This is a genomic window from Paenibacillus sp. ACRRY (assembly GCF_022346995.1).
Classification (GTDB): Bacteria; Bacillota; Bacilli; order Paenibacillales; family Paenibacillaceae; genus Paenibacillus.
The window spans coordinates 110881-133465 of record NZ_JAKRNM010000012.1 but is presented as its reverse complement, the minus strand read 5'-3'; the positions used below and the strand labels follow the sequence as shown (position 1 = coordinate 133465).

18 protein-coding genes are annotated in these 22585 nt (G+C 47.9%); 13 read left to right on the top strand and 5 right to left on the bottom strand.

Going from position 1 to position 22585, the window contains the following annotated elements:
- Position 1 precedes the first annotated feature (1 nt).
- From MH144_RS26765 to MH144_RS26755, 3 genes are all read left to right on the top strand, one after another.
- A complete protein-coding gene (locus MH144_RS26765; protein ID WP_239305308.1) occupies positions 2-1072 on the top strand; it encodes an ABC transporter substrate-binding protein in 1071 nt (356 codons plus the stop codon).
- Between the two features lie 78 nt (positions 1073-1150).
- Positions 1151-2836, top strand: a complete 1686-nt coding sequence (locus tag MH144_RS26760) for an ABC transporter permease (protein WP_239305323.1) — start codon at positions 1151-1153, stop codon at positions 2834-2836.
- Positions 2833-4338 (top strand): MBL fold metallo-hydrolase, encoded by a 1506-nt coding sequence (locus MH144_RS26755; protein WP_239305307.1) that lies wholly within the window; start codon positions 2833-2835, stop codon positions 4336-4338. The genes MH144_RS26760 and MH144_RS26755 overlap by 4 nt, the downstream gene beginning before the upstream one ends.
- 94 nt (positions 4339-4432) lie before the next feature.
- Here the strand turns inward: MH144_RS26755 and MH144_RS26750 are convergent, their stop codons facing one another.
- The 3 genes from MH144_RS26750 to MH144_RS26740 form a co-directional block, all read right to left on the bottom strand.
- Positions 4433-4993, bottom strand: coding sequence for a GerMN domain-containing protein (locus tag MH144_RS26750; RefSeq protein WP_239305306.1), 561 nt, complete (start codon positions 4991-4993; stop codon positions 4433-4435).
- Positions 4994-5025: 32 nt separating this feature from the next.
- A complete protein-coding gene (locus tag MH144_RS26745) occupies positions 5026-6441 on the bottom strand; it encodes an N-acetylmuramoyl-L-alanine amidase family protein (RefSeq protein ID WP_239305305.1) in 1416 nt (471 codons plus the stop codon).
- A 266-nt stretch (positions 6442-6707) separates the two neighbouring features.
- The gene (locus MH144_RS26740) at positions 6708-8081 is read right to left on the bottom strand and encodes a serine hydrolase domain-containing protein (protein ID WP_239305304.1); all 1374 of its coding nucleotides are present in this window, start codon (positions 8079-8081) and stop codon (positions 6708-6710) included.
- A 294-nt stretch (positions 8082-8375) separates the two neighbouring features.
- On the opposite strand from MH144_RS26740, the gene MH144_RS26735 reads away from it, so the two are divergent.
- The 7 genes from MH144_RS26735 (at position 8376) to MH144_RS26705 (ending at position 15270) form a co-directional block, all read left to right on the top strand.
- The gene (locus tag MH144_RS26735) at positions 8376-10349 is read left to right on the top strand and encodes a methyl-accepting chemotaxis protein (protein WP_239305303.1); all 1974 of its coding nucleotides are present in this window, start codon (positions 8376-8378) and stop codon (positions 10347-10349) included.
- A gap of 315 nt (positions 10350-10664) precedes the next feature.
- Positions 10665-11867: a DUF2087 domain-containing protein gene (locus MH144_RS26730; protein WP_239305302.1), complete on the top strand. Its 1203-nt coding sequence runs from the start codon at positions 10665-10667 to the stop codon at positions 11865-11867.
- Between the two features lie 220 nt (positions 11868-12087).
- Positions 12088-12813 (top strand): AzlC family ABC transporter permease, encoded by a 726-nt coding sequence (locus MH144_RS26725; RefSeq protein ID WP_239305322.1) that lies wholly within the window; start codon positions 12088-12090, stop codon positions 12811-12813.
- Entirely contained in the window at positions 12804-13133 is a 330-nt protein-coding gene (locus MH144_RS26720) for an AzlD domain-containing protein (protein ID WP_239305301.1), read from the top strand. Before MH144_RS26725 ends, MH144_RS26720 begins: the two co-directional genes overlap by 10 nt.
- A gap of 108 nt (positions 13134-13241) precedes the next feature.
- On the top strand, positions 13242-14048 hold the full coding sequence (locus MH144_RS26715; RefSeq protein ID WP_239305300.1) for an NAD-dependent epimerase/dehydratase family protein: 807 nt from the start codon (positions 13242-13244) through the stop codon (positions 14046-14048).
- Positions 14049-14153: 105 nt separating this feature from the next.
- Positions 14154-14810 carry an SGNH/GDSL hydrolase family protein gene (locus MH144_RS26710; RefSeq protein ID WP_239305299.1) on the top strand — a complete coding sequence of 219 codons (657 nt, stop codon included), beginning with the start codon at positions 14154-14156 and terminating at the stop codon, positions 14808-14810.
- 172 nt (positions 14811-14982) lie between these two features.
- On the top strand, positions 14983-15270 hold the full coding sequence (locus MH144_RS26705) for a KGG domain-containing protein (RefSeq protein WP_239305298.1): 288 nt from the start codon (positions 14983-14985) through the stop codon (positions 15268-15270).
- 110 nt (positions 15271-15380) lie between these two features.
- On the opposite strand, the gene MH144_RS26700 is transcribed toward MH144_RS26705, so the two are convergent.
- Positions 15381-15713, bottom strand: coding sequence for a hypothetical protein (locus tag MH144_RS26700; RefSeq protein ID WP_239305297.1), 333 nt, complete (start codon positions 15711-15713; stop codon positions 15381-15383).
- Between the two features lie 318 nt (positions 15714-16031).
- Between MH144_RS26700 and MH144_RS26695 the strand changes: the two genes are divergently transcribed.
- Entirely contained in the window at positions 16032-17960 is a 1929-nt protein-coding gene (locus MH144_RS26695; protein ID WP_239305296.1) for a heparinase II/III domain-containing protein, read from the top strand.
- Between the two features lie 142 nt (positions 17961-18102).
- Positions 18103-19239 carry a glycoside hydrolase family 88 protein gene (locus tag MH144_RS26690; RefSeq protein WP_239305295.1) on the top strand — a complete coding sequence of 379 codons (1137 nt, stop codon included), beginning with the start codon at positions 18103-18105 and terminating at the stop codon, positions 19237-19239.
- A gap of 111 nt (positions 19240-19350) precedes the next feature.
- On the opposite strand, the gene MH144_RS26685 is transcribed toward MH144_RS26690, so the two are convergent.
- Positions 19351-19965 (bottom strand): class I SAM-dependent methyltransferase, encoded by a 615-nt coding sequence (locus tag MH144_RS26685; protein ID WP_239305294.1) that lies wholly within the window; start codon positions 19963-19965, stop codon positions 19351-19353.
- Positions 19966-20188: 223 nt separating this feature from the next.
- Between MH144_RS26685 and MH144_RS26680 the strand changes: the two genes are divergently transcribed.
- The gene (locus MH144_RS26680) at positions 20189-22555 is read left to right on the top strand and encodes an Ig-like domain-containing protein (RefSeq protein ID WP_239305293.1); all 2367 of its coding nucleotides are present in this window, start codon (positions 20189-20191) and stop codon (positions 22553-22555) included.
- The last annotated feature ends 30 nt before the right edge of the window (positions 22556-22585 follow it).

The following is a 22585-nucleotide window of genomic DNA, read 5'->3' as shown; positions in this document are numbered from 1 at the left end:
AATGTTGGGAATCAAAACACGGAAAAAGAGTGCAATGCTGCTATTAACAGCGGTCATGAGCATTAGCTTGTTCGGATGCAGTACGAACTCAACCGGTGGAACCACGGGACAATCTGCAGGACAAGGAAGTACCGCAGCAGCAGCACAACCAACCGAAACAGCAGGCGGGAAATTGGTATTGTATAGTGCAGGACCGCAGAAGCTGGCAGATAATATCGTGAGCGGGTTTACAGCCAAAACAGGTATTGAAGTAGAGATGTTCCAGGGAACAACCGGTAAAATTCTCGCGCGTATGGAGGCGGAAAAGTCCAATCCTGTGGCCGATGTAGTTATTCTAGCCTCTTTTCCTTCAGCACAGGCGCTCAAAGCTGACGGTTTGACGCTCCCATACCCTGAAGCAGCCAATGCCGACAAGTTGAATAAGGACTGGTCAGATGCAGAAGGCAACTATTTCAGTTCAAGTGCTTCAGCACTCGGAATTGTGTACAACACCAAGCTGGTATCTACGCCACCGACAAGCTGGGCTGAACTTGCTACACCAGCCTGGAAAGACGCTGTAAATATTCCGGATCCAACGCTGTCTGGTTCTGCACTGGACTTCATTACAGGATACCTGAGTGTGAATGGTGATCAAGGATGGGATCTGCTGGACAGCTACAAAGCGAACGGTGTGGCCATGGCGGGTGCGAACCAGGAAGCTCTTGATCCGGTAATCACGGGAGCCAAAAGCATCGTTGCGGCAGGTGTTGATTACATGGCATATTCCTCCAAGGACAAAGGCGAACCACTGGATATCGTATATCCAGAAGAAGGAACTGTAATCAGCCCACGACCGGCCGCCATCCTGAAATCAAGCCCGAATGTAGAAAACGCCAAGGCGTTTATCGACTATCTGTTGTCCGATGAAGCACAGAAGCTGGTTGCCGATGCGTACCTGATTCCGGGTCGTGAAGATATTGAAGCGACCAACCGGGCCAACCTGAAAGATATTCCGCAGCTGAAAGTGGACTGGAACTGGATGAGTGAACAAGGTGATGAGACAGCGGCTCGTTTCTCCGAGATTTTCAAATAAGATTGCTGAAACAAACTGAAGAACATTCGGCAACACGTGTGACGAGTGTTTTGGTGGAAGTCATGTGAGGTGAAATCAGTGAAACCTGTTGTACTGGACAACAACCGTATTTTTCGGAGAGTGGGCGTAATTCTGGCCCTCTTTCTGCTGACTATAAGTATTGGCGTACCATTGCTGCTGATTTTCTGGCAGAGCGTGTATCCGGATGGACAATGGGACTGGATGGCTCCGATCCGGACAATTACCGGTCACCATTTATCCGGTGTACTGCTTAATTCCGTCTGGCTGGGCATCTGTGTTGTTGCCGTCACCACCTTGCTGGCTCTGCCACTGGCCTGGATGATGGCCAAGACCCGGATGGGACAGCACCGCTGGGTGGATGTGATCCTGATGATTCCGTTCATGACACCTCCGTATATCGGCTCCATGGGCTGGATATTGTTTATGCAAAAAGGAGGATACCTGCAGCAGTGGGTGCCATCAGCTGAGAAATGGAGCGAACTCTTCTTCAGTTTCTGGGGCATGGTGCTGATTATGAGCCTGCATCTATTCCCGTTTCTATACTTGCTGCTGCGGGATGCACTGATTCGCATTGGCGGCAATCTCGAAGAAGCAGGATCGGTGCACGGAGCACCAGCAGGCTATCGGTTCCGACGCATTATATTACCCTTACTGTTATCTTCCTACGGAATGGGGATCATGCTAGTTTTCGTTAAAACGATTGCGGAATTCGGAACTCCGGCCACCTTCGGCCGCCGTATCGGATACTATGTCATGACCTCGGAGATCCACAAATATGTCTCCAGCTGGCCAATTGACTTCGGTAAGGCCACTTCACTGGCATCGGTCCTGTTGTCCGTATGTCTCGTCATGTGGTACATGCAGTCTGCCATGAGTCGTAAATTCACGTACCGTCTGGTGGGAGGCAAAGGGCAACGCTCCAAACGGTATTCCCTTCGCGGAGGAGCTGGCTGGCTATGCGGTCTGTATCTCGCGGTACTTCTCATACTCTCCGTGGGTATTCCGTACTTCTCCATTATTGCTGCGTCGACGATGAAGCTGCGCGGGGCCGGATTGTCTCTGGACAATGTAACACTGGACCACTATCGGGAGTTGCTCTCCTGGGGCTCGGTTAGCATGAAAGCCATCGGAAATAGCCTGGGATTATCCCTCACCGCTTCCACCGTTGCGGTTGTGATTGGTACAGGATTTGCGCTGGCGATTGGCAAGTCATCCTCATTCATGCAGCGGGTCATTGATCTGTTCAGCCTGCTGCCTAACACCGTACCGGGCATTGTCATGGTCGTGGGTCTAATCCTGTTTTGGAATTCACCTTGGATGCCTGTCACCCTGTATAACACGTACGGGATGGTGGTTCTGACCTATGTCGTACTGTTTCTGCCTTATACGGTGCAGTACGTGAAATCGAGCTTCACCCAGATCGACGGAACTTTGTTTCAGGCAGGCCAGGTGTTTGGCGGAAAGCCGCTGTATATTCTTCGGCGTATTCTTGTGCCGCTGATCATTCCCGGCATGCTGGCAGGTTGGATGATGACATTCACCATTGCCACACGTGAGCTCGTAGGCTCATTGTTGATTCTTCCGCCATCCATGCAGACGTCGGCAACATATATCTTTGCCCAGTTTGAACAGGGTCAGGTCTCGCTCGGAATGGCTATGGCTGTTGTAACGGTTGGCATGACCGTACTGATGCTGCTCGGCATTGAACTTCTGAATTCAAAGAGAAAGTGGAATGCATCATGATCAAACTGAACGTATGGGGCGGGGCAGGCGAGCATGGCCGCTCCGCCTATCTCTTAAGCGGAGACAGGAATCACATTTTGATGGATTGTGGCGTGAAAAAAGAAGGAGCGGGAGCGTACCCTCTTATCCAGCCTGAACTTGTATCAACGCTGGATGCTGTTCTGCTGTCCCACGCGCATGAGGATCATTCTGTTGCTATTCCCTTATTGTATAAAATGGGCTATCAGGGTGAAGTATGGACGACGCGTGAGACAAGGGAGCAGCTGGATACCTATTTCCGGGCGTGGCGCAGCAATCTGGAGCGTGCAGGATATGATCTTCCCTATGATGAAGCAGATGTGGAGTCCATACGTTACAGGTATCTGGAGGATCAGGCGAAGTCCGGAATCTGGTTCGAGATGATTCCTGGTCTGCACGTGTTATGGGGACGCAGTGGCCACCTTGCCGGATCGGTATGGTTTGCACTTGAGATGGAGGGGAAACGGATCTTCTATTCCGGAGACTATACGTCCGAGTCCATGCTTTTACAGGAAGATTGCGCGGCAGAGGCGCTGAGACTGGCAAGCCTGTTCCGGGGCAGGGGGCACAAAAGCAGCCGTATGACTCATTCGCAATTGTCTCAGGGCATGGCTGTTAGTGATGGCATACAATTAGCTGGAGAGCCAATGGCGGAACTATCAATAGCAACGGGGAATTCCGGAATTTCTGAGGTATCCTTGACTCCCTCATTAACAAAGAGCAGCTTGAATCAACCGATGGATCTGGCGATTGTGGATGCTGCATATGGAACGGACCGGGAAACGCAGGCAGAGAAGTTGGAACAGTTGGACCATGCCATTCGCCAGACTATTGCTCGTGGGGGGAAAGTACTGCTGCCGATGCCCTCGGTAGGCCGTGGTCAGGAGATCATATTATGGGCACAAGAGCGATTCCCAGGCGTTCCGATGAGCATTGAACAGGGGCTAGTAGATGGCATGAAGCAGCTGCTGCGTGTCCCATACTGGCTGAGAGAACAGGGAACACATACCCAGGGTCCGCTAACGGGCGCCATTAAACGATTTTTAAATGGACGATATTGGAATATGCCTAAAAGTCAGGAGGAGCGGGAGCGACTGCTGAATCAACATGGTGCTTCCCTATGGTTCATTCCGGACGGCATGATGCAGTCATCACTTGCCCGTTGGTACTATAGCCAGCTGGCGGAGAGTGGTGAGAACCTGATCCTGCTCACCGGTCATGCGGCTGTTGGCACTTTTGCACAGCAGCTAGCACAGAATCCAGCGGAGCATGGAGCGTGTGAGGTGCAGAAGATCCGTTATAAAGTTCATCAGGGCTGGCTGGATGTCGAGAGAATGCTGCAGCGGGTGCCTGCACGGCATACCGTGCTTGTGCATGCAGATAAGGCCGAGACGGACAGATTGAGAGAGGGCTTGCTCAAAAATAGCCCATCTCCGGAAGCAGAGGTATATTCATTGTCTCCCGGGGATGAGCTCTATGTCTAAACATGAAGTTAGAATGAGATCAATACACCATAATGCCATAACGTATCAGCTAAGAGCGTCCTTGGGGACGTTCTTTCCATTTTATTTTTGAGAACTAGGGTTCACGTTGAATGGGGTGCTCAAGCTCTGAATGACCCATCAGACTATCCAGTGCTTCACCGTCCACCAACACTTCCAAATGGTTTAGTTCATCAAACTGAAACATCGTTGTGGTTAAGGCTTCCAGGGCCAGTAATTCTCCACTGGTGCCAAGCTTGGCTTCATCAGGGATATGCACATCCAAAGTCAACGTACCCTCGGCAGATTGGATAGAGAGCAGTTCAACCTTTTCCCATAGAGAGACCAGCTCAGTATCATCATTGCTTTGTAAGGCTTCAAAAGTTTTTTTGTATTTTTCGTCGTTCTCTACAAACTCCAGCTCAACTTCTCTTTTTTCCAATTCCAGCACCTGTGTATCGGCGAAGTATACTTCAACCGTCTGCTTTTCTTCCTTGTTTGGCTCAACCTGAGTCCCACCATTGTTGGAAGGCTGTACGCCTCCGGAGTGGTTGGGTTCATTCGTTCCGGATTCACTCACGGGCTTCTGGGCACAACCCGTGGCAATGATAAGAATGAGCAAGAATAGTAGTCCGTATCCCATCTTTCGTTTCAACAAATCACATCCTCCGTTTGGTATAACGTTATATTTTATATGCCTAGATATTCCTTGATTCCATCAACTATTGCTTGTGCAGCTTTTGCCTGAACTTCTTCGGATGACATGGCCATCTCTTCGGCAGCATTACTTAGGAAGCCAATTTCCAAGAGAACCGCAGGCATGGTCGTTTCCCGAATGACCTGCAAGCTTCCATTCTTGACACCCCTATCCTTGAATCCCAGAGCGTTAACCAAGCGTTGATGAATGATATTGGCCAGGTCTTTGCTGCTGCTGCGCTGATAATAATAGGTTTCTGTACCTGATGCCTGAGGTGAGGATTTTACACTGTTGCCGTGTATAGAGACAAAGACATCCGCATTTAACTGATTCGCCAGTTGAACGCGCTCGGAACGTGTGGGATAGATATCGCTGTCACGTGTCATGACCAGATCAATATCAGGCTCATTGAGCAGTAGAGCTTGTACTTTTAGACCCAAAGCCAGAACGTATTCCTTCTCCGGTTTATTGGTGATACTTATGGTCCCTGGGTCACTGCCCCCGTGACCTGGATCAATCACGACGACTTTACGTCCTGTATCGATGACAGGAGTCACTGGCACGGGTGTTACGTTGTCTCCCGAAACGTTGAGATCGATAAGCAGCTTGTCGGCAATCACGTTTTGATCGAACTGCACGTCCTTCACATTGTTTAATTCAACCACAATCCGAACCTGCCCGGGATCTCGTTTAAATAGGGAATATCTCACTTCCGATACATTGGGATATCCGGTTACATCCAGCTTTCCATTAAACCCCTGATCAAGCGGCTGTGCCAGGTCACCAAAGACCGTTCTAGGCAAATCCACAACCAGTCGATCCGGGTTCTTCAAGGTAGATATGACAGGCTGCACTTTTTCCCCATCCGTGGAAACGACAAGCTGATTGTCGGCAAAAACAATATCCGTTACATGGGTTAACGAGAGGGTGTCGCTACCTCCTGAATCATCTTCAGATGCTTCAGCGGACTCATTATTGTTGCCAGTTAAGTACACGATCTTCTCCTGGTTGTTCCACTTTACGCTAAGTCCCATCTGTTCACTGACAAAGCGAATGGGCACCACCAGCGTTTTGTTTAATATTTGCGGAGCTGTATTCAGGGTAACCTGTTTGTCTGCAACCATAGCTTGCTTCTGATCAACGGTGAGAGATATTACTTTTTCATTTTGCTGTATCTTCACCTGACGGGCTTGTTGATTCCAGTCGACATCAAACTTCAAATTTTCTGCAACGACTCGGATCGGAATCATGACATTTTTATTGACGATTGTCACCTGGACATCATTCGGGAGAGACAATTGCTCTCCATTCAAAAAGATTTTAGACGTGTTTGCAGCGGCATTTCCCTGAATCGGAAACAATAAGAGGAAGAACAGGCTCAGAAACATAAGTACAATGGTTTTCTTCATGATTACACCTCAACATTTTTAGAGCTTGTAACTCACCGACATGGAAATTCAGAGTTCACGAATCGGTAAAAAACAATTCATTTCCCATAATTTTACTACAATATATAAACAACAAAATTGTAAAAATGTTTCTTTTATTGATTTATTTATTTTTTATTGCTCAATCTAATACGATAGGTGATTTCATCTACCAACCATGACATGGAGTGTATAAACGAAAGAGACGACCCTAAGGAGGGCCGTCTCTTGTACTGCGTATAGACCAATTATTGCAATTTCAATGCTTTGGCCGTGCGAGCTTCTACTTCATCCATCAGAGAGGTCATATCCATACCCGCATGATTACCAAGCAGAATAATCGTTACGTCGTCTGACAAATTACGGGAGAAGGCTGTGGCGAAACCGCCGCCACTGCCATTGTGGAAGACGGTACGATTATCGCCGTTTTCCTTGAGAATCCAGGCGTAGCCGTAATTTTTGTCCGAATAGGGCTTGTACATCTGTTCAATCGTCTCCTGGCTCAGGATCTGATCGGTATACAGTGCGCGGTCCCATTTGAACATATCGTCAACCGTCGAATAGATCGTCCCTGATCCCGATTGTGACACGTAATAAGGAGCAGGCACCCACTTGTTATTTTCTGCGACGAAACCACTGATGGTTTTGACCTTGCGTGATGCCTCACCCGAGTTTTTCATACCGAGCGGCTCCAGAATGGTTTGTTGAACATAGTCGGCATAACTCATGCCGGATACCTGTTCAATGACATAGGCGAGCAGCACATACCCGCTATTACTGTAGAGATAGGCAGTGCCTGGTTCGAACTTCAGTGTTTTGTGCCGGATCTCCTCTACCGTTTCTTCCAGTGAGGTTCCCTCACCTCGGCCAAATGCAGACGGAAGCCCGGAAGTTTGAGATAACAGCATATGCAGAGTCATCTTGTCACCCTTCGGAATACCAGAGATGTATTTGGAGATGGGATCTTCTACATTCAGCTTGCCATCTTCCGCGAGGCTCAGAATGGAAGCTGCCGTGAAGGATTTGCTCAGTGAAGCAATTCTTGTTTTCTGGTCCGGGCGGTTCAGCGTTTTCTCATCGGCCAGTCCATATCCTTGACGAAGCAATACTTCACCATTGTGGGCTATTAGGGCCATGCCAGGGAATTGGACTTCACGTAAATAAGCATCCACGCTGGTCACTTCCTTGTCCAGCAAACTGACTTGGTCTGTTTGGATGTTCACGCTCATCTGACCCGATGAGGTGCGGCCGACTTTAATATCCGCTTTCAGGGCATTCGCTATAGGACGGACAGGTACCATAAGCGTACCGTTAACTGTACGGGATTTCACGCCTGCATCGAGGCGGACATGGTTGACCTTGATCGAGTCGCTTCCGGCTTGGTAAACCAAAGTATCTCTTCCAACGGTGATGGTAGCCGTTTTGGTACGGTTATCCCATTTCAAGGAACCTTTCACCGACTGGACGACATCCCTAAGGGGTACGTATGTTGATCCGTTATAGATCTGAGGTGTATTCTTCCAGGATTGTGGTTCGCCATTCACTTCAATAAGAACTGCTTGCGTGTTCTGCGCAGCCGATATGGATGTGCTGAATTGTCCCAGCACCGGCCCTGCAACCAAAATGAACGCGAGCAGAATACGAGACAGGGATAAATAGGCCTTGGAAACCGATTGATGCTCGTGAGGCGATCTGCGTGTGATTTGAATCCTCTCCTTCCAGACTTTTCATGAATAACCAGCTTAAAATATTGTAAACGATCTCGCGGAGAGGGTCAAAATGGATGGAGAACAAGAGAATAGAAGAGCCTAACAAAAATAATAGAAATTCGATGATATTTAGTATTCATACATAATGTTTTCATGATGTTCGTCCGATAAAAAGAAAGGTGAAGATGATGATGGGGGATAGTTCATATGAAGAAAAGGTTTCAACAATGGTTTGCGCCAACCGTTAAAAAACGTCTGGTCGCGGCGCTGCTTCTATTTTTGATTGTGCCAAGCATCACCGTTGGTTGGTTATCTTACGATAAAGCCACAGAACGGGTCAGGGAGGAACTCCTGCATTCTGCACAGGCCAAAACAGAGATGCTTAGTTTACAGATTGATCAGATGCTCAACATGGAGAAGGATAACGCCGCACAGCTTGCTGCGGGTTTTACTTCCGAGGATGTTATTAATAAATCGCCTGCCCTACAAAAACAAATGGACCATATGTCTGAAAATCATAAAGAACTTGGCGTTCTGACGATCGGTGCCGAGGATGGAAGCTGGATGAAGTCACCTGATCCTGGACAACAGATCTATGATCCGCGGGAACGCAGCTGGTATACGATGGGCATGGCAGCAAGTGAACCTGTTGTTTCGGATACATTCCAGTCAGCAACAACAGGAGAGTGGGTCGTGACAGCCGCTGCCAAGCTGGCTGATGGCAAAGGTGTGTTTGGAGCGAATGTAAGTCTTAACCACTTGAAAGAAAACGTGGACCAGATTCATATCGGTGAAAAAGGAAAGCTGTACATGTTGGACAATGGCGGAAAGTTCCTTTTCCATTACAATATCGAATCGGGTGTGCAGTCAGATCAAGACTACATTAATGAAATGTACACGAGCGACAAAGGAACCGTAACGTATACGTATGAAGGACAAGAAGTGGAAGCTGTATACTTTACCAACCCGGCAACGGGGTGGAAAATCGTTGGTGAGATGCTGCCTTCCGAAGCGGATGAAGCAGTTAGACCGATTATGATTCGAACCTATACGCTTGTGGGAAGTTCACTCGTCATCGGTATGATCCTGCTCATATTCATCATCCGAGGAATTGTTCGTCCATTGCAGCAGCTCACCCAGGCCGCATCCAAGGTCAGCGCCGGGGACCTTACGGTTCGTGTTGGGCTGAAGCGGCGGGATGAATTTGGACAGCTTGGAGACAGCTTCGATTCCATGACTTCTTCGCTGCGCAATGTTCTTGGAGAGGTGCACGATACGTCGAGCCAGCTCGCGGCATCTTCCGAGGAATTGATGGCCAGTTCGGAACAGACGTCCAAAGCCACAGAACAGGTCGCCGAGCTAATGCAAAATGCAGCAGAAGGAACAACCAAACAAAATGACAGTCTTGCGGCAACGGGACAGCTTGTCGGAGAGATGTCCATTGGGATCAAAGAAATCTCTTCCAGCGCTGAAGAGACAGCCCGCATTGCAGGGGAAGCTTCGAACAAGTCCGAAGCCGGAATGGTAACCGTGGAAGAGGCGGTCGCTCATATTCAGCAGGTCAACGAAGAGAGTGAAGCTATGGCAGCGGTCATTGAGGATCTCCGGGCAAAAAATGAAGAGATTATTCAGATCGTTACAGAAATTACCTCTATTGCGAAACAGACCAATATTCTTGCATTGAATGCGAGCATTGAGGCTGCCAGAGCTGGAGAGCAAGGACGCGGATTTGCTGTTGTAGCCAATGAGGTCAAAGCTTTGGCTCACAATTCAGGCAGTTCTGCTGAGCGGATTAATGAGTTAATGCGTGAAATGCAGGAGAAAACGTACGCGGTTCAGTCCACCTTTGCACGTACAGGTGAGGGTATGGTGAAAGGTTCCGAGCTGATTACCGAAGCGGGCGATGCGTTCCGTACCATTCGAGATGCGGTGCAGCTCGTTGCTGCTCAAGCTGGGGAAGTGTCTGCTGCATCCCGTCAGATTGATGGAGGAATGAATCACGTAACGAAAGCTGTCAATGATACCATTGTCTTGTCTGATCAGATCGCATCCGGTACGGAGGATGGCTCTGCTGCAGCGCAGGAACAGCTAGCCACGATGGAAGAAGTGGCAGCTTCCTCTGCCGCATTGTCTCGAATGGCTGAAGATCTGCAGAGCATGATTGAACGTTTCAAGCTATAACTGATTAAATGGAATAAAGCGGTGCCTCTGTGTTAGAAGGGGGATAAACCGTAAAGTGCCAGCGTCAGCATGACGATGACAACGAGACTGCAGGGTCAATTCCCTGTAGTCTTTTTTTATTGGAAAAAGTATGCCTTGGTAACTTCGCTGGAGAGCTCAACTCATTGAGAAGAGAGCATACAGGAGATGGCGATTGACTTTGAACAAACAAAATTATATTATATCTATAAATAAACAAACTTATATAGAATTATTGAGTGATATCGATTGTCGATGGGGATATCTAAATAAAAGCATAAAAAAGGAGTTAGTCCCATGAAATCATCGGAACCATTATTGCAGACGGCTACGCTTGAAGAGATCAAGCGGGGATATCTTGCGGAAGGGCCAACCTTTACATGTATCTGCTGTGGCTATAAAACGGAAGCGGGAATTATCTATCCCGAGGAAGGTGTTCTCTATGAGGCAGAGAGATATATGCGTGTTCATATCGAGAAGGCCCATGGATCTGTTTTTGAATACTTGCTGGAGTTGGATAAAAGTGTAACAGGACTGTCCGACGTGCAGCGGGGATTACTTGGCCAGTTTTATGAAGGGAAGAAGGACACCGAAGTGCAGAAGGCACTAGGGATCGGTAGTGCGTCCACCATTCGGAATCACCGGTTCGTGCTGAAGGAGAAGGAACGGCAGGCCAAAATCTTTTTGGCATTAATGGAACTGCTAAAAAGCAAAGATGACTATGCTCCTGCCGAGCTCGTATTGCCTGTCACAAGACATGTGCATACGATCAACGATAAACAGTTTGATATCTCGGAACAGGACCGTGAAAAAGTGCTGGCCAAGTATTTTCCAGAAGGAACAGATGGTCCGCTATCGAGTTTTCACATGCAGCAGAAGCATAAATATATCGTTCTCACTGAAATTGCCAAACGATTCGAGCCAAAACGCCACTATACCGAGAAACAGGTTAACGAGGTATTAAAACAAATCTATGAGGACTACGTGGAACTGAGGAGATATCTGATCGACTACGGTTTCCTGAATCGTGAAGAGGACGGCAGTCAGTACTGGTTAAACCTCTCGGCAGAGCAAGAAGAGAAGAAGAATAATAAGCAAACGGAAACGGGAAGCGGGAAAGGAGAGAATGAAGAAATGAATCGACGCAAGGAGCTTCAGGAGCAGGCCAAGGAAATCAAGACGGAGGCCGGAATATACCAGATTCGGAATGAACGCAACGGTAAAGTCTATCTGGATAGTACATTGAATCTGAAAACGATCAATGGACAGAAATTCATGCTGCAAATGGGTAGCCATCTGAACAAGCAGCTGCAGGCGGAATGGAATGAATATGGTGATGACGCGTTTACGATTGAAGTGCTGGAAGTATTGAAAAAAGAGGATAACCCGTATTTCGACACGAAGGATGCACTCGCCAAATGTTTGAATCGTTGGATGGATCAGCTTGAGCCATATGGCGAACAAGGATATCACGGGGACAAAAAAAGTATTGGTGAATAACTCCGCAGCACATTCATTTCTGGCTTACCAAGTCCATGACCTTAACAGGTTATGGGCTTTTTGCATGAGAGATCTATAGCATCTGTTCTGTAAAGGAGAAATCTGTCTCTCCCTCATTAACTCAACTTGTGGTATATTTCTAAATTAATATAAAGGAAACGTATATACATCTCTGAAGAGATGAGAAGGAGTTGCAGCAGAATTGGATAAATCAATGCCCATGGTCACAAAATCGGAAGACATCTTAGAGACTCGGGATCATGCCACGTTTATGCAGGGGGTAAAGGATTGCATTCCAACCCTGCTTGGCTATTTGAGTATTGGGTTTGCAGCAGGTGTCATTGAAATGACAGCAGGACTCAGTCTGGCAGAAACGGCCCTGCTGAGTCTGATCTTATATGCAGGTTCGGCTCAGTTTATTGCTGCAGGCATGCTCGCATCGAACGGATCGGCAGCAGCGATCATCTTCACAATTTTCTTTGTCAATCTGCGACATCTATTACTCAGTGCAGCCGTATCGCCGTATTTCAGGCACCTGACCCCACTCAAAAACATGTGGATTGGCTCCCTGCTCACGGATGAATCGTTCGGAGTGGCGATGACTCGCGCAATTGGCCGCAAAACATTAAGTGAACGTTGGATGCATGGATTGAATATTACAGCTTATCTGAATTGGTTCGCAGCCAACATGGCAGGAGCTTATTTCGGGCGCTGGATTACCAATCCGGAGCAGTTTGGACTGGATTTTGCCCTGCCGGCCATGTTTATCGGCCTAATCGTGCTCCAGTTAATCCATCGGAAAAACAGAAAGCTGCACATCAATGTAGCCATTATTGCCGTGGTGTGTGTGGTACTCGCAAGCATGGCCTCTTTGGGCAGCATGAGCATTATAGTGGCTGCAGTTGTTGCAGCAACGATGGGAGTTGTCATGGAACGATGGAAGTAAGATGGGATGTATTTTGGATTATTATCGGGTCCGCCTTGTTGACCTTTATTCCCCGGGTGCTGCCGCTAATGCTGTTTAGCAAAATACAGATTCCGGTATGGCTGCTTCGCTGGCTGGAATATGTGCCTGTGGCCGTGATGGCTGCACTGATTGGCCAGGAACTGTTGATGTCTGGCAATCAGCTGGTGCCGCTCACCCAAAATGCTGCACTATGGGCAGCCTTGCCTACCTTCGTGGTAGCGATCTGGACTCGAAGCCTTCTCGGTACGGTTCTTGTTGGCATTGTAGCCATGATGATTTTACGTTATTTGCTCGGGTAGAGGACTCAAGAGTACAGGTAATTCCTTCAGACTAACGGTTAATAATGTTCTATAGACCTATGTAAGTAGAACTGAAGTATCCGTTAAGAATGAAGGGAGCGAAGGTGAATGGGTAATACGAGGAAAAAGGTGTTGATCACAGGAGCTGCTGGTGTAATCGGTCGCAGTCTGCTGGACGGTCTGAGGGAAATGGACAAGTATGATATTGTTGCTGCTGACCTTCAGGATGATCATGGAGCAGGCATTGTCTCGATGGATGTTACGGATGCAGAAAGACTGCAAGAACTGATGCAAGGAGTGCATACCGTTCTCCACATTGCCTGGGCCAAGGATGGAGAGGATTTCTTGGGCAAAGTTCTGCCGATCAACGTAACAGGAGCTTACCATGTATATGAAGCAGCACGAATGAATGGTGCTCAGCGTGTCATTTTTGCAAGCTCTAACCATGCAACCGGCTTTTACCGTACAGGTGAAGAGATTGAGGTCGACGACCCATATCGTCCAGACAGCTTCTATGGCCTCAGCAAATGTTATATTGAACTGCTTGGCCGATATTATGTGGACAAGTACGACCTGTCTTCATTCAACATTCGGATCGGCAACTTCTCTGGGGATGACCATCCGCATTCCGAGCGCTCTGCCCATATCTGGATATCGCCGAGGGATATGGTGCAGCTTGCTGTGTGCTGTATTGAAGCTGATTCCGGGATGAAGTATCTTAACTTATACGGAACCTCCGCGAATAGCGACAATTATTATGATATCGGGTATTTGGCTGAAAAAATTGGATACCGCCCGGAAGACGATGCTGCCGAGCTGTGGGAAGAAGCGAAGCGCAGAGGGGCGCCAGATAAGCAGGATGAGACTAAATATCAGGGCGGAGGATATGTGGCAAAAGACCAGAAAGGCGTTTAGTTGAACTTTTGAAAACGCTATTTTCTATTGAGCCGGAAAGGGATAAAATGGAGACTGTAGGATCAAGGTTTCCATTTTGCATAAGAGGAAGGAACGGTTCAAATCATGAGTACAAGTCCATCCGTAATATTGTTTCAGGGAGACTCCATTACAGACGGAGGAAGATCGCGGAACGATGATCCAAATCACTTTTTGGGGCATGGCTACGCTTATTTGATCTCAAGCAGATTGGGTGCGGAGCTGGCAGAGAAGCAGCCAACCTTTTACAACAGGGGGGTCAGTGGGGATCGCGCATCCGATCTGTATGCACGCTGGAATGAAGATACCTTTAGTTTAAAGCCGGAGCTGATCAGTATTCTGATCGGTGTGAATGACGCCTGGCGTATAATGAATAATGAACCGAGCGGGGTGACGGATCGTCTTGGACGGGCATATCGTCATCTGCTTGAAGAAACGCGGGAAGTGCTCCCGAATACAGGGCTCGTGTTGATGGAACCCTTCATTCTGAAAACCGGAGCTACGGTGGACAAATGGGATGCATGGCAGGAGACTATAGGTCAATATCAACGTCTTGTCCGCGAGCTCGCGAATGAGTTCGGTGCTGTGTTCGTTCCATTGCAGGATGTGCTCAATCAAGCGACTGAAAAGGCAGATGCATCCTACTGGTTGTGGGATGGTGTACATCCAACGGCGGCAGGTCATGAACTGATTGCACGTCAATGGTTGTCTGTCGTACAGGAAAGTCTGCTGAAAATTCAATAAAAAAGGAGCAGAGGTCTGTACAGACCTCTGCTCCTTTTCACATATTGAACCTCGCGGAGTAAAACACATTAAAAATGTCATATTTAGAAATATCATGTTTTATTCCCAAATGAGAGGGTGATTAAGAATCGTAGCACACTATACTCAATACCCGATAAGGAGTGAATTCAAAATGGCACAGAATAACCAAAACGGAAAAATGAGCCGTGAAGAAGCAGGACGTAAGGGTGGAGAAGCAACCTCCAAGAATCATGATCAAGAGTTTTATCAAGAAATCGGCAGCAAAGGTGGGGAAGCAACATCCAAATCCCACGACCGCGAGTTCTATCAAGAGATTGGACGGGAGGGCGGAAGCGCCCAGGGCAACAGTGATGGAAACGATGATCAGGATGGCAAAATGAGCCGGGAAGAAGCAGGTCGCAAGGGTGGACAAGCCCGGTCACGGAATCGGAAAAATTAATCGTTGATATAGAAGCAAGCGTAAAAAAACGTAATTCTAGCAAACAAGGCCAGATCTCACCTGTGGAAAAGGGTGGGTCTGGCCGTGTTAATTCACGTTGTTCGGATACTTCAGGCAATATGTGGTTCAATCGCTTGGCGATAGCTGAGCAGGGATTCATCAATGATGGTTCGTAAGAAAACAGGATCCACGCCCTGTAGTAGTGATTCTGCATAACGCCAGGCGTTTTCTTCAATACGCAGTCGGATCTCTGCCTGCTCAGGAGCCGAAAGGGGGCCATCAAGAAGGTTGGACAGATCTGCTAATTCCGTATCCTCCGCATGACCCAGTTCATGAGCCAGAATGACATAAATATAGGCTTTCAAGGGAGCTAGCGTACCGAAGAGCATCCGGCATTGCTCCATGATCTCTTTTTTGTACAGATATACGGTGTGACTCCCCATATGATATTTGCCTCCTACGAGGCGATTGTCGGGGAAATGGGATTCGACCTGCACTAACACTCGGCTATCCGAGCGATGCAGAAGATCCGTTACAGCCTGATCAAATAATTCAGTATTCAGTATGGTTCACCTGTCCTCATAATGGAATAAAATACATATGCAATGAGTACCGACAACTCTTTTACGAGAAAACATCCTGAAAAGTTTCAATTATTTTCATATTATTTGTTTTTTTACATAAGATTAGCCGAATTCCCTTCATTTTTACTACCTGATAGGCTAAAATGAAATCGGTTACAAAAATGGGGAGGAATTCTTATGACGGTTCACCCTGGATTACGTTGGACGGTAGATCACATCGCTGCGGCTATGAAACACGGAATGTCCGAAGGTTTGAAGCTTATCCATCACTGGAAAGACAGGCTCACGGACACGTGGAATGACCCCGTTTATGCTGACTTTTGGTCGGATTTAGAAGTATATGAACAGAATGCGCTTACGGAGAACCTGCCTGAACTATCTTTTTCCCTATTTCGTCAATTCAGGGACACGGGTGAGCGTCAAGCATATGAGCAGGCGTATTTTGAAAGGCGCGGAAGGCTTGTTTCGCTAGGGTTGCTGTTGGCAGCATCTCCATCTTCCGATCGTTTGCATCTGCTGGAGGATCTGATCTGGAGTGTTTGTAATGAAAAAACCTGGTGCCTGTCTGCCCATATACCCGAAGGGGAAGAAGCTGGCGCAAGAACACATATTGATCTATTCGCTGCAGAGACCGCACAGATGCTGGCAGAGCTAATAGTGATGCTGGGTGACATGCTGGATAAGCGCTTGATCCAAATGGTCAAGGCAGAGATGGAAGACAGGATATTTACTCCGTTGTACCGAGAGCAGCGGACATACGGTTGGGAAGACGCGAATCACAACTGGTCAGCCGTTTGCAGTGGAGGATGCGGGATTGCTGCTCTCCTTTTATTAGAGGATGAGCGTCTTAGAACCATGGCTGTACAGCACACCATTCGATCCATGAATGCCTTTTTGAGTGGTTACGGGCCGGATGGGGGTTGTGCTGAAGGTGTGGGTTACTGGGTTTACGGGTACGGATTTTATACCTATTACGCAGAGATGCTGAGATTGTTCAGTGCAGGTGAGCTGGATATGTTGTCTGAACCCAAGACGGGAGCAATTGCTGCTTTCCCGGGAAATATTCATTTATCGGATGGGGTATTTATCAATTATTCGGACAGTCGTGAGCGGGAGACGATTCCGTCCGGTCTGCTGTCCCTTTTGTCTGAACGGCAGCAGATTCAAATCAACTCAGGGCTTCACATCCCGCTTCTCTCCCAGGATCCCTGCCATAGGTGGGCTCATGCTCTGCGTAATATACTCTGGACTAATCCGGATAAGTTCGAGAGAGAGACTGAATCGGGCGAGCCCGAAGCTCCAATTTACTTGGAGGATTTATCGTGGATGATAGCACGAGGGACGCTGACAACAGGTGAACAGAAGGAAGTAAAGGTAGCCTTTTCGGTAAAAGGAGGTCATAACGCAGAGCCCCATAATCATAATGATCTGGGACACTTCATCCTTCATGGTGGCGGTGAAAACATTCTCTGTGACCCAGGTTCAGGTGAGTATACGCAGGCCTACTTTGCACCTGGAAGAGAGAGCATTTTTCAAATTGGATCTCAGGGACATAGCGTTCCAGTCATTGAAGGAACGGGTCAACAATCCGGAAGACAAGCGGAAGCCAAAACGCTACATATTAAGCACTTGCCTTCACAGGGGGTAGAGGCTGAATTCGACCTGACGTCAGCTTATTCGGAAGCTCCTACACTGACAAGATATATTCGGCGATTACGATGGCACGGTTCATCTGGAATTTCCGAAGCAGAGCTTCTCCTTGAAGACCACTACGAGTGGCGTCCACCTTCTGGTATTCGAAGAGGGGAGCCCTTGGATGAGAAACCGCGAGTCGCCCAGCATTTTATCAGTCGAATTGAACCTGTCTTGGAAGAAGCAGGAGTACGATGGGAAGGGAGCAAGGCTGTGGTTATCCTGGAGTACGATGCTGGAAACTGGGATGCAAAGATCGAAGTGATCGAGACCGTGGACCATGATCACCTGCCACAGAAATTTTACCGGACGGCATTAATCTTACGTCAGACCGCAGATGAAAGCGGAGATTCTCGGGACCATTCCGTACAGGAGACAAGGTGCAGATGCAAATTCACCATTCAGCCGAGGTGATTCGGAGAATCAGAATTGATGATAATCCGGACTGGACCGATGCATTGAGAAGCCTGTGAACGCGGCGTGCAGTTATAGTCCATTGAAGTTGCGTAAGTGTATGAGCAAATAAATAAAGATACGAAAAGAGGAGGCAAAGCTTGTGAGCACATCGACATCGGTAACATGGGTAGAAGAAGCATGGCGGCAGGGTGCGGACAAAACCATTCGCAACGCACAGCGAATCAAGGATACCTTTCCACACATCTCTCCGCAGGGGACGTATGACCAGAATGATCCGGAATGGTGGACTGCTGGCTTCTGGCCCGGATTGTTATGGCTTGTGTATGGTGAGTCCCCTGAAAATGTAGATGTTGCTCCATTGTCCCGTATTGCAGATAGCTGTGAACGACAGTTGGAGGGATGCCTTCGCAATCCGGATTCGGTGGATCACGATCTGGGTTTCATCTGGCTGCTTAGCGGCGTAGCATCTTACCGCCAGACTGGCAGCATGGACAGCCGGCGGCGGGGGATGCTTGCTGCCAATCTATTTGCTGCTCGCTTCAATGTACGTGGTCAGTTCATTCGTGCCTGGAACTTCAACTCGTCCACTATGGATACGCGTGGCGTAGCCATCATCGACAGCATGATGAACCTGCCGCTGCTCTACTGGGCATCCGAGCAGAGCGGCGATCCCCGCTTCCGCTTGCTGGCGGAAGCACATGCGGACACTGTAGCGCGCGAGTTTGTCCGCGCAGACGGGTCCATCTGCCATGTGGTGGAGTTTGATCCACACACAGGGCAGAAGCTGCAAGAGCATGGCGGACAGGGCCATGCTCCGGGTTCCGCCTGGGCGCGGGGCACCGCCTGGGCGCTACATGGTTTTGCGCTGTCTTACCGGTATACGGGCGAAGCCCGCTATCTGGAGACAGCGGAACGCGCGGCCGATTTCTTCCTCGCCAAGCTTGGCGAAGATATCGTGCCGTTCTGGGATTTTCGCGCACCGGCAGAGCATCAGGTGGCGTGGGATTCGTCCGCCGCAGCGATTGCAGCGAGCGGTCTGCTTGAGCTGGCGAAGCTGTCGCCACGCGTAGAGGTGTATGCCGCAGCAGGAGAGCGCATCGTTCGCGGCCTGCATGAGCGCTACAGCTCAGGCGAGTCTGCTGCGGAAGAGGGGCTGATCATGCAGGGAACCGTGCATTACCCGGAAGGACGGGGATTAAATGTGCCGATCATCTACGGCGATTATTTCTATATGGAAGCGCTGGCGAAGCTGCGCGGACGTCCGGGTTTATTTTAACCTCAACATGATGTCGGAGAATTTATATAATTGAAATAAAAAACCACCTGAAGCAGCCTATCTTCCACTGGACTGTTTTGGGTGGTTTTTCATGTGATGAGTTAGAATTAATTAATTGTTTTTCTTCGATGGTACGCGTCTGAGGATTACAAAGTCCGCTGAAGATTGGTCGGGATACCGCTGAGGGATGATCTCTTGAACTTTGAAGTCGGGATAATCAAATAAATAATGGAACAGGTTGCGATCCTGAATCGTGTCCACGCCTGGATTGCCATTTTCCTTCAACCGAGTGTAGAGAACAACCCATTCCTTCGATGAATGCAAAATATCATATAATGTATTACGGAAATCGGTCTCATCCGTGATGTGATACAGCACATCCAGACACACCGTAAGGTCTGCCGTCAGGAAGCCCCGGTTGATCCACAGGCCAGGTGTATACAGCATGAAGCTTTTGGAAGAGTCCGTGGCAAATTTCGAGGCACATAGGCGCACCGAAGAGGCAGCGACATCGACACCCAGGTACTCTTTGTAATTCATATATTGCAGCTGGTTGCCGTCACCACATCCAAACTCGATTACGCTGGTAATGCCCTCCTGCTGAATCAATCCGTTCACAATCTCGGCCTTGAACTCAGCCAGAACCCCGTAAGATCCACGTCCTGAAGTTTCTCCGGAACGGTATGTCTGCTCCCAATATCCAATGTAATCAAAGGGCTGCCGCATGTTTCTCCTCCTGTCATGTACAATTCAGTTGCTTGGCGCTTATTAAGTAGCAATATAGATAGGTTATGCGGAATGCTGGTGGGTATGATTCCCTGGAGAGAGATGAGAATTCGGAATTGTTTTCCAATCATTTTTCTGAAAAATCGCTGAAAGCCTAAACATCTGGAAAGAACTTGCCGACATTAAAATTAAGGAAAATAATGATGATAATCGGGGGGAAATGATGTTAAAGCCAAGATTGACCAAGTACATGGTGATGATGCTGGTATTAGTGCTGAGTATTTCCAACGTAGGCTTGGCCGCTGCGGCAGATAAAGAACTGTCCAAAATAGTGGTTTCCAAAAATGAAGTGGCGCTTGAAGTGGGAGAATCCAGTTCTGTAACAGCTACAGGAGTCTATACGGATGCTTCGACAAGCAATATCACAGTGAATGCAAGCTGGAGCAGTGATGACACTGCAGTGGCTACGGTATATAACGGAACAATTACAGCCAAAGGTGAGGGACAGGCAACTGTCATCGTATCCTATGAAAATAAGCCACAATCCATTCAGGTGAACGTGACCAAAAAGGTTAAGGCATTGACGAAAGACAAGCAAACCATTGATATTCGTAAAGGTGAATCCGATCAGATTACACTGACTGCAACTTACAGTGATAACAGTTCTGAACCCGTATCCGATATCGCAGAATGGTCTTCTGATGACGATCAGGTAGCGACTGTAGTTAACGGTAAAGTTACCGGACAAAGCGCGGGTACGGCATTAATTACAGGTAAGGTAGGAAAACAATCTGTTACCGTTGAGGTAAACGTTGAAGTTGTGAAGCGGATCGATACAGACAAAAAGCAAGTAAACCTTTTGTTGAACAAAAGCGACAAAGTCGTTTTGACAGCAACGTATCCGGACGGAACGACTACGGATGTAACTTCTCTTGCTGATTGGAGTTCCAGTGATGAGAAAGTTGCTGATGTGCTTAAGGGCACCATCACAGGTTATGCCGCGGGATCTGCTGTAATCACAGCTAAATACGGTACAAAAACCGTTTCGATTGATGTAGACGTGGACCGGACGAGCAATCTGAAGGTCGACGAGCAAAAATTATTCTTCATGTTAAGCAACTCGGATCGCTCCAAGCAATTGACGTTGACGGCGATCTACCCGGACAGTTCAGATTCAGATGTAACGAATACTGCAGTGTGGACATCAAGTAACGAGAAGGTTGCTACCGTATACAAAGGGCAAATTACGGCTATTGGCCAAGGTACAACTACAGTTAAAGCCAGCTACAGTGGTAAAACCGTTGAAATTACGGTAGATGTTGACACCGCTCGTTACCTGGACGTTGTTGACGTTGAAGATAAACTGGCTATGAGTTTGACTGGAACAAAAGAGAAGGAACTTACGGTCAACGCTGAGTATGTGGATGGAAGTAAGGAGATTGTAACATCCAAAGCAACGTGGACTTCAAGCGATGAAGATATTGTCTACGTATCTGCAGGTAAACTTACTGCTTACAAATCGGGACAGGCAACCATTACAGTGGCTTATGGCGGCAAAACGGTCAAAATCACTGTAAGTGTAGATGTGCCGGACAAATACGAAATGCAAAACAAGAAAAAATCAATCGGTGTGGGTGATACCTTTACTGCGGAGGTTCTAGCTGTATATGGCAACACATCCAAAGTCGTTACTGAAGATGTAGAATGGAGCAGCAGCAGTGATAAGGTTGCCGAAGTGTCCAAGGATGGCGAAGTAAAGGGTATTGCTGTCGGCAAAGCAACCATTACCGCTAAAGTGGACGGAAAAACACTGACCATGTCTGTTGAGGTTGGTATGGCAAGCGGTCTCGAAGCGGATGTAAACTTTATTGCACTGGCTTCCAAAGAAACACAGCAAATTACCCTGACCGGTACAGATGAAGACGGTAATACGCTGGATGTAACTTCAGAAGCAACTTGGAAAACGAGCAATGCTCGGGTAGCTGATGTTAAAAAAGGTTTGGTAACGGCAAATGGTAGCGGTAAAGTGAACATTACAGCAGAGTATGGTTCTCAAAAGGTTACAATTGCAATTGAAGTTGATGTCATTGCCCGCATTGAAGCATCAGAGCCAGCTGTATCTCTGAAATCTGGCGAGACAGCTGATATTACCGTTGTGGCGTATTTTAATGACGGTAGCGAACGCGATGTAACTGACAAAGCTGAATGGAAAACCAACAGCTACAAAGTAGCTCAGGTAACCAAAGGTAAAGTAAAAGCGATGGGTTCAGGTAAAGCGAAAGTAACAGCGAAATACGGCAGCAAATCCGTAACAGTGGCTATCGATGTAGATACATTGAAATATCTGCAAACCAATAAAGTCACCCTGACCATGAAACCAGGGGATAAGGTTACCGTGGTAGCAACGGCAACGTATGCAGATGGCAGTGAAGCAAATGTCTCCAAACCGGCACTCTGGAAGTCCTCCCGTATTGCAACAGCAACGGTGAAAGATGGTATTATTCAGGCTAACGGTAAAGGTAAAGCGACAATCACGGTGAGTTATGCTGGTGTGAAAACAAAAGTGACTATCGTAGTTGAAGCGAAATAAAAACTTGCCTTGAAGGTGAGATGAACTGAA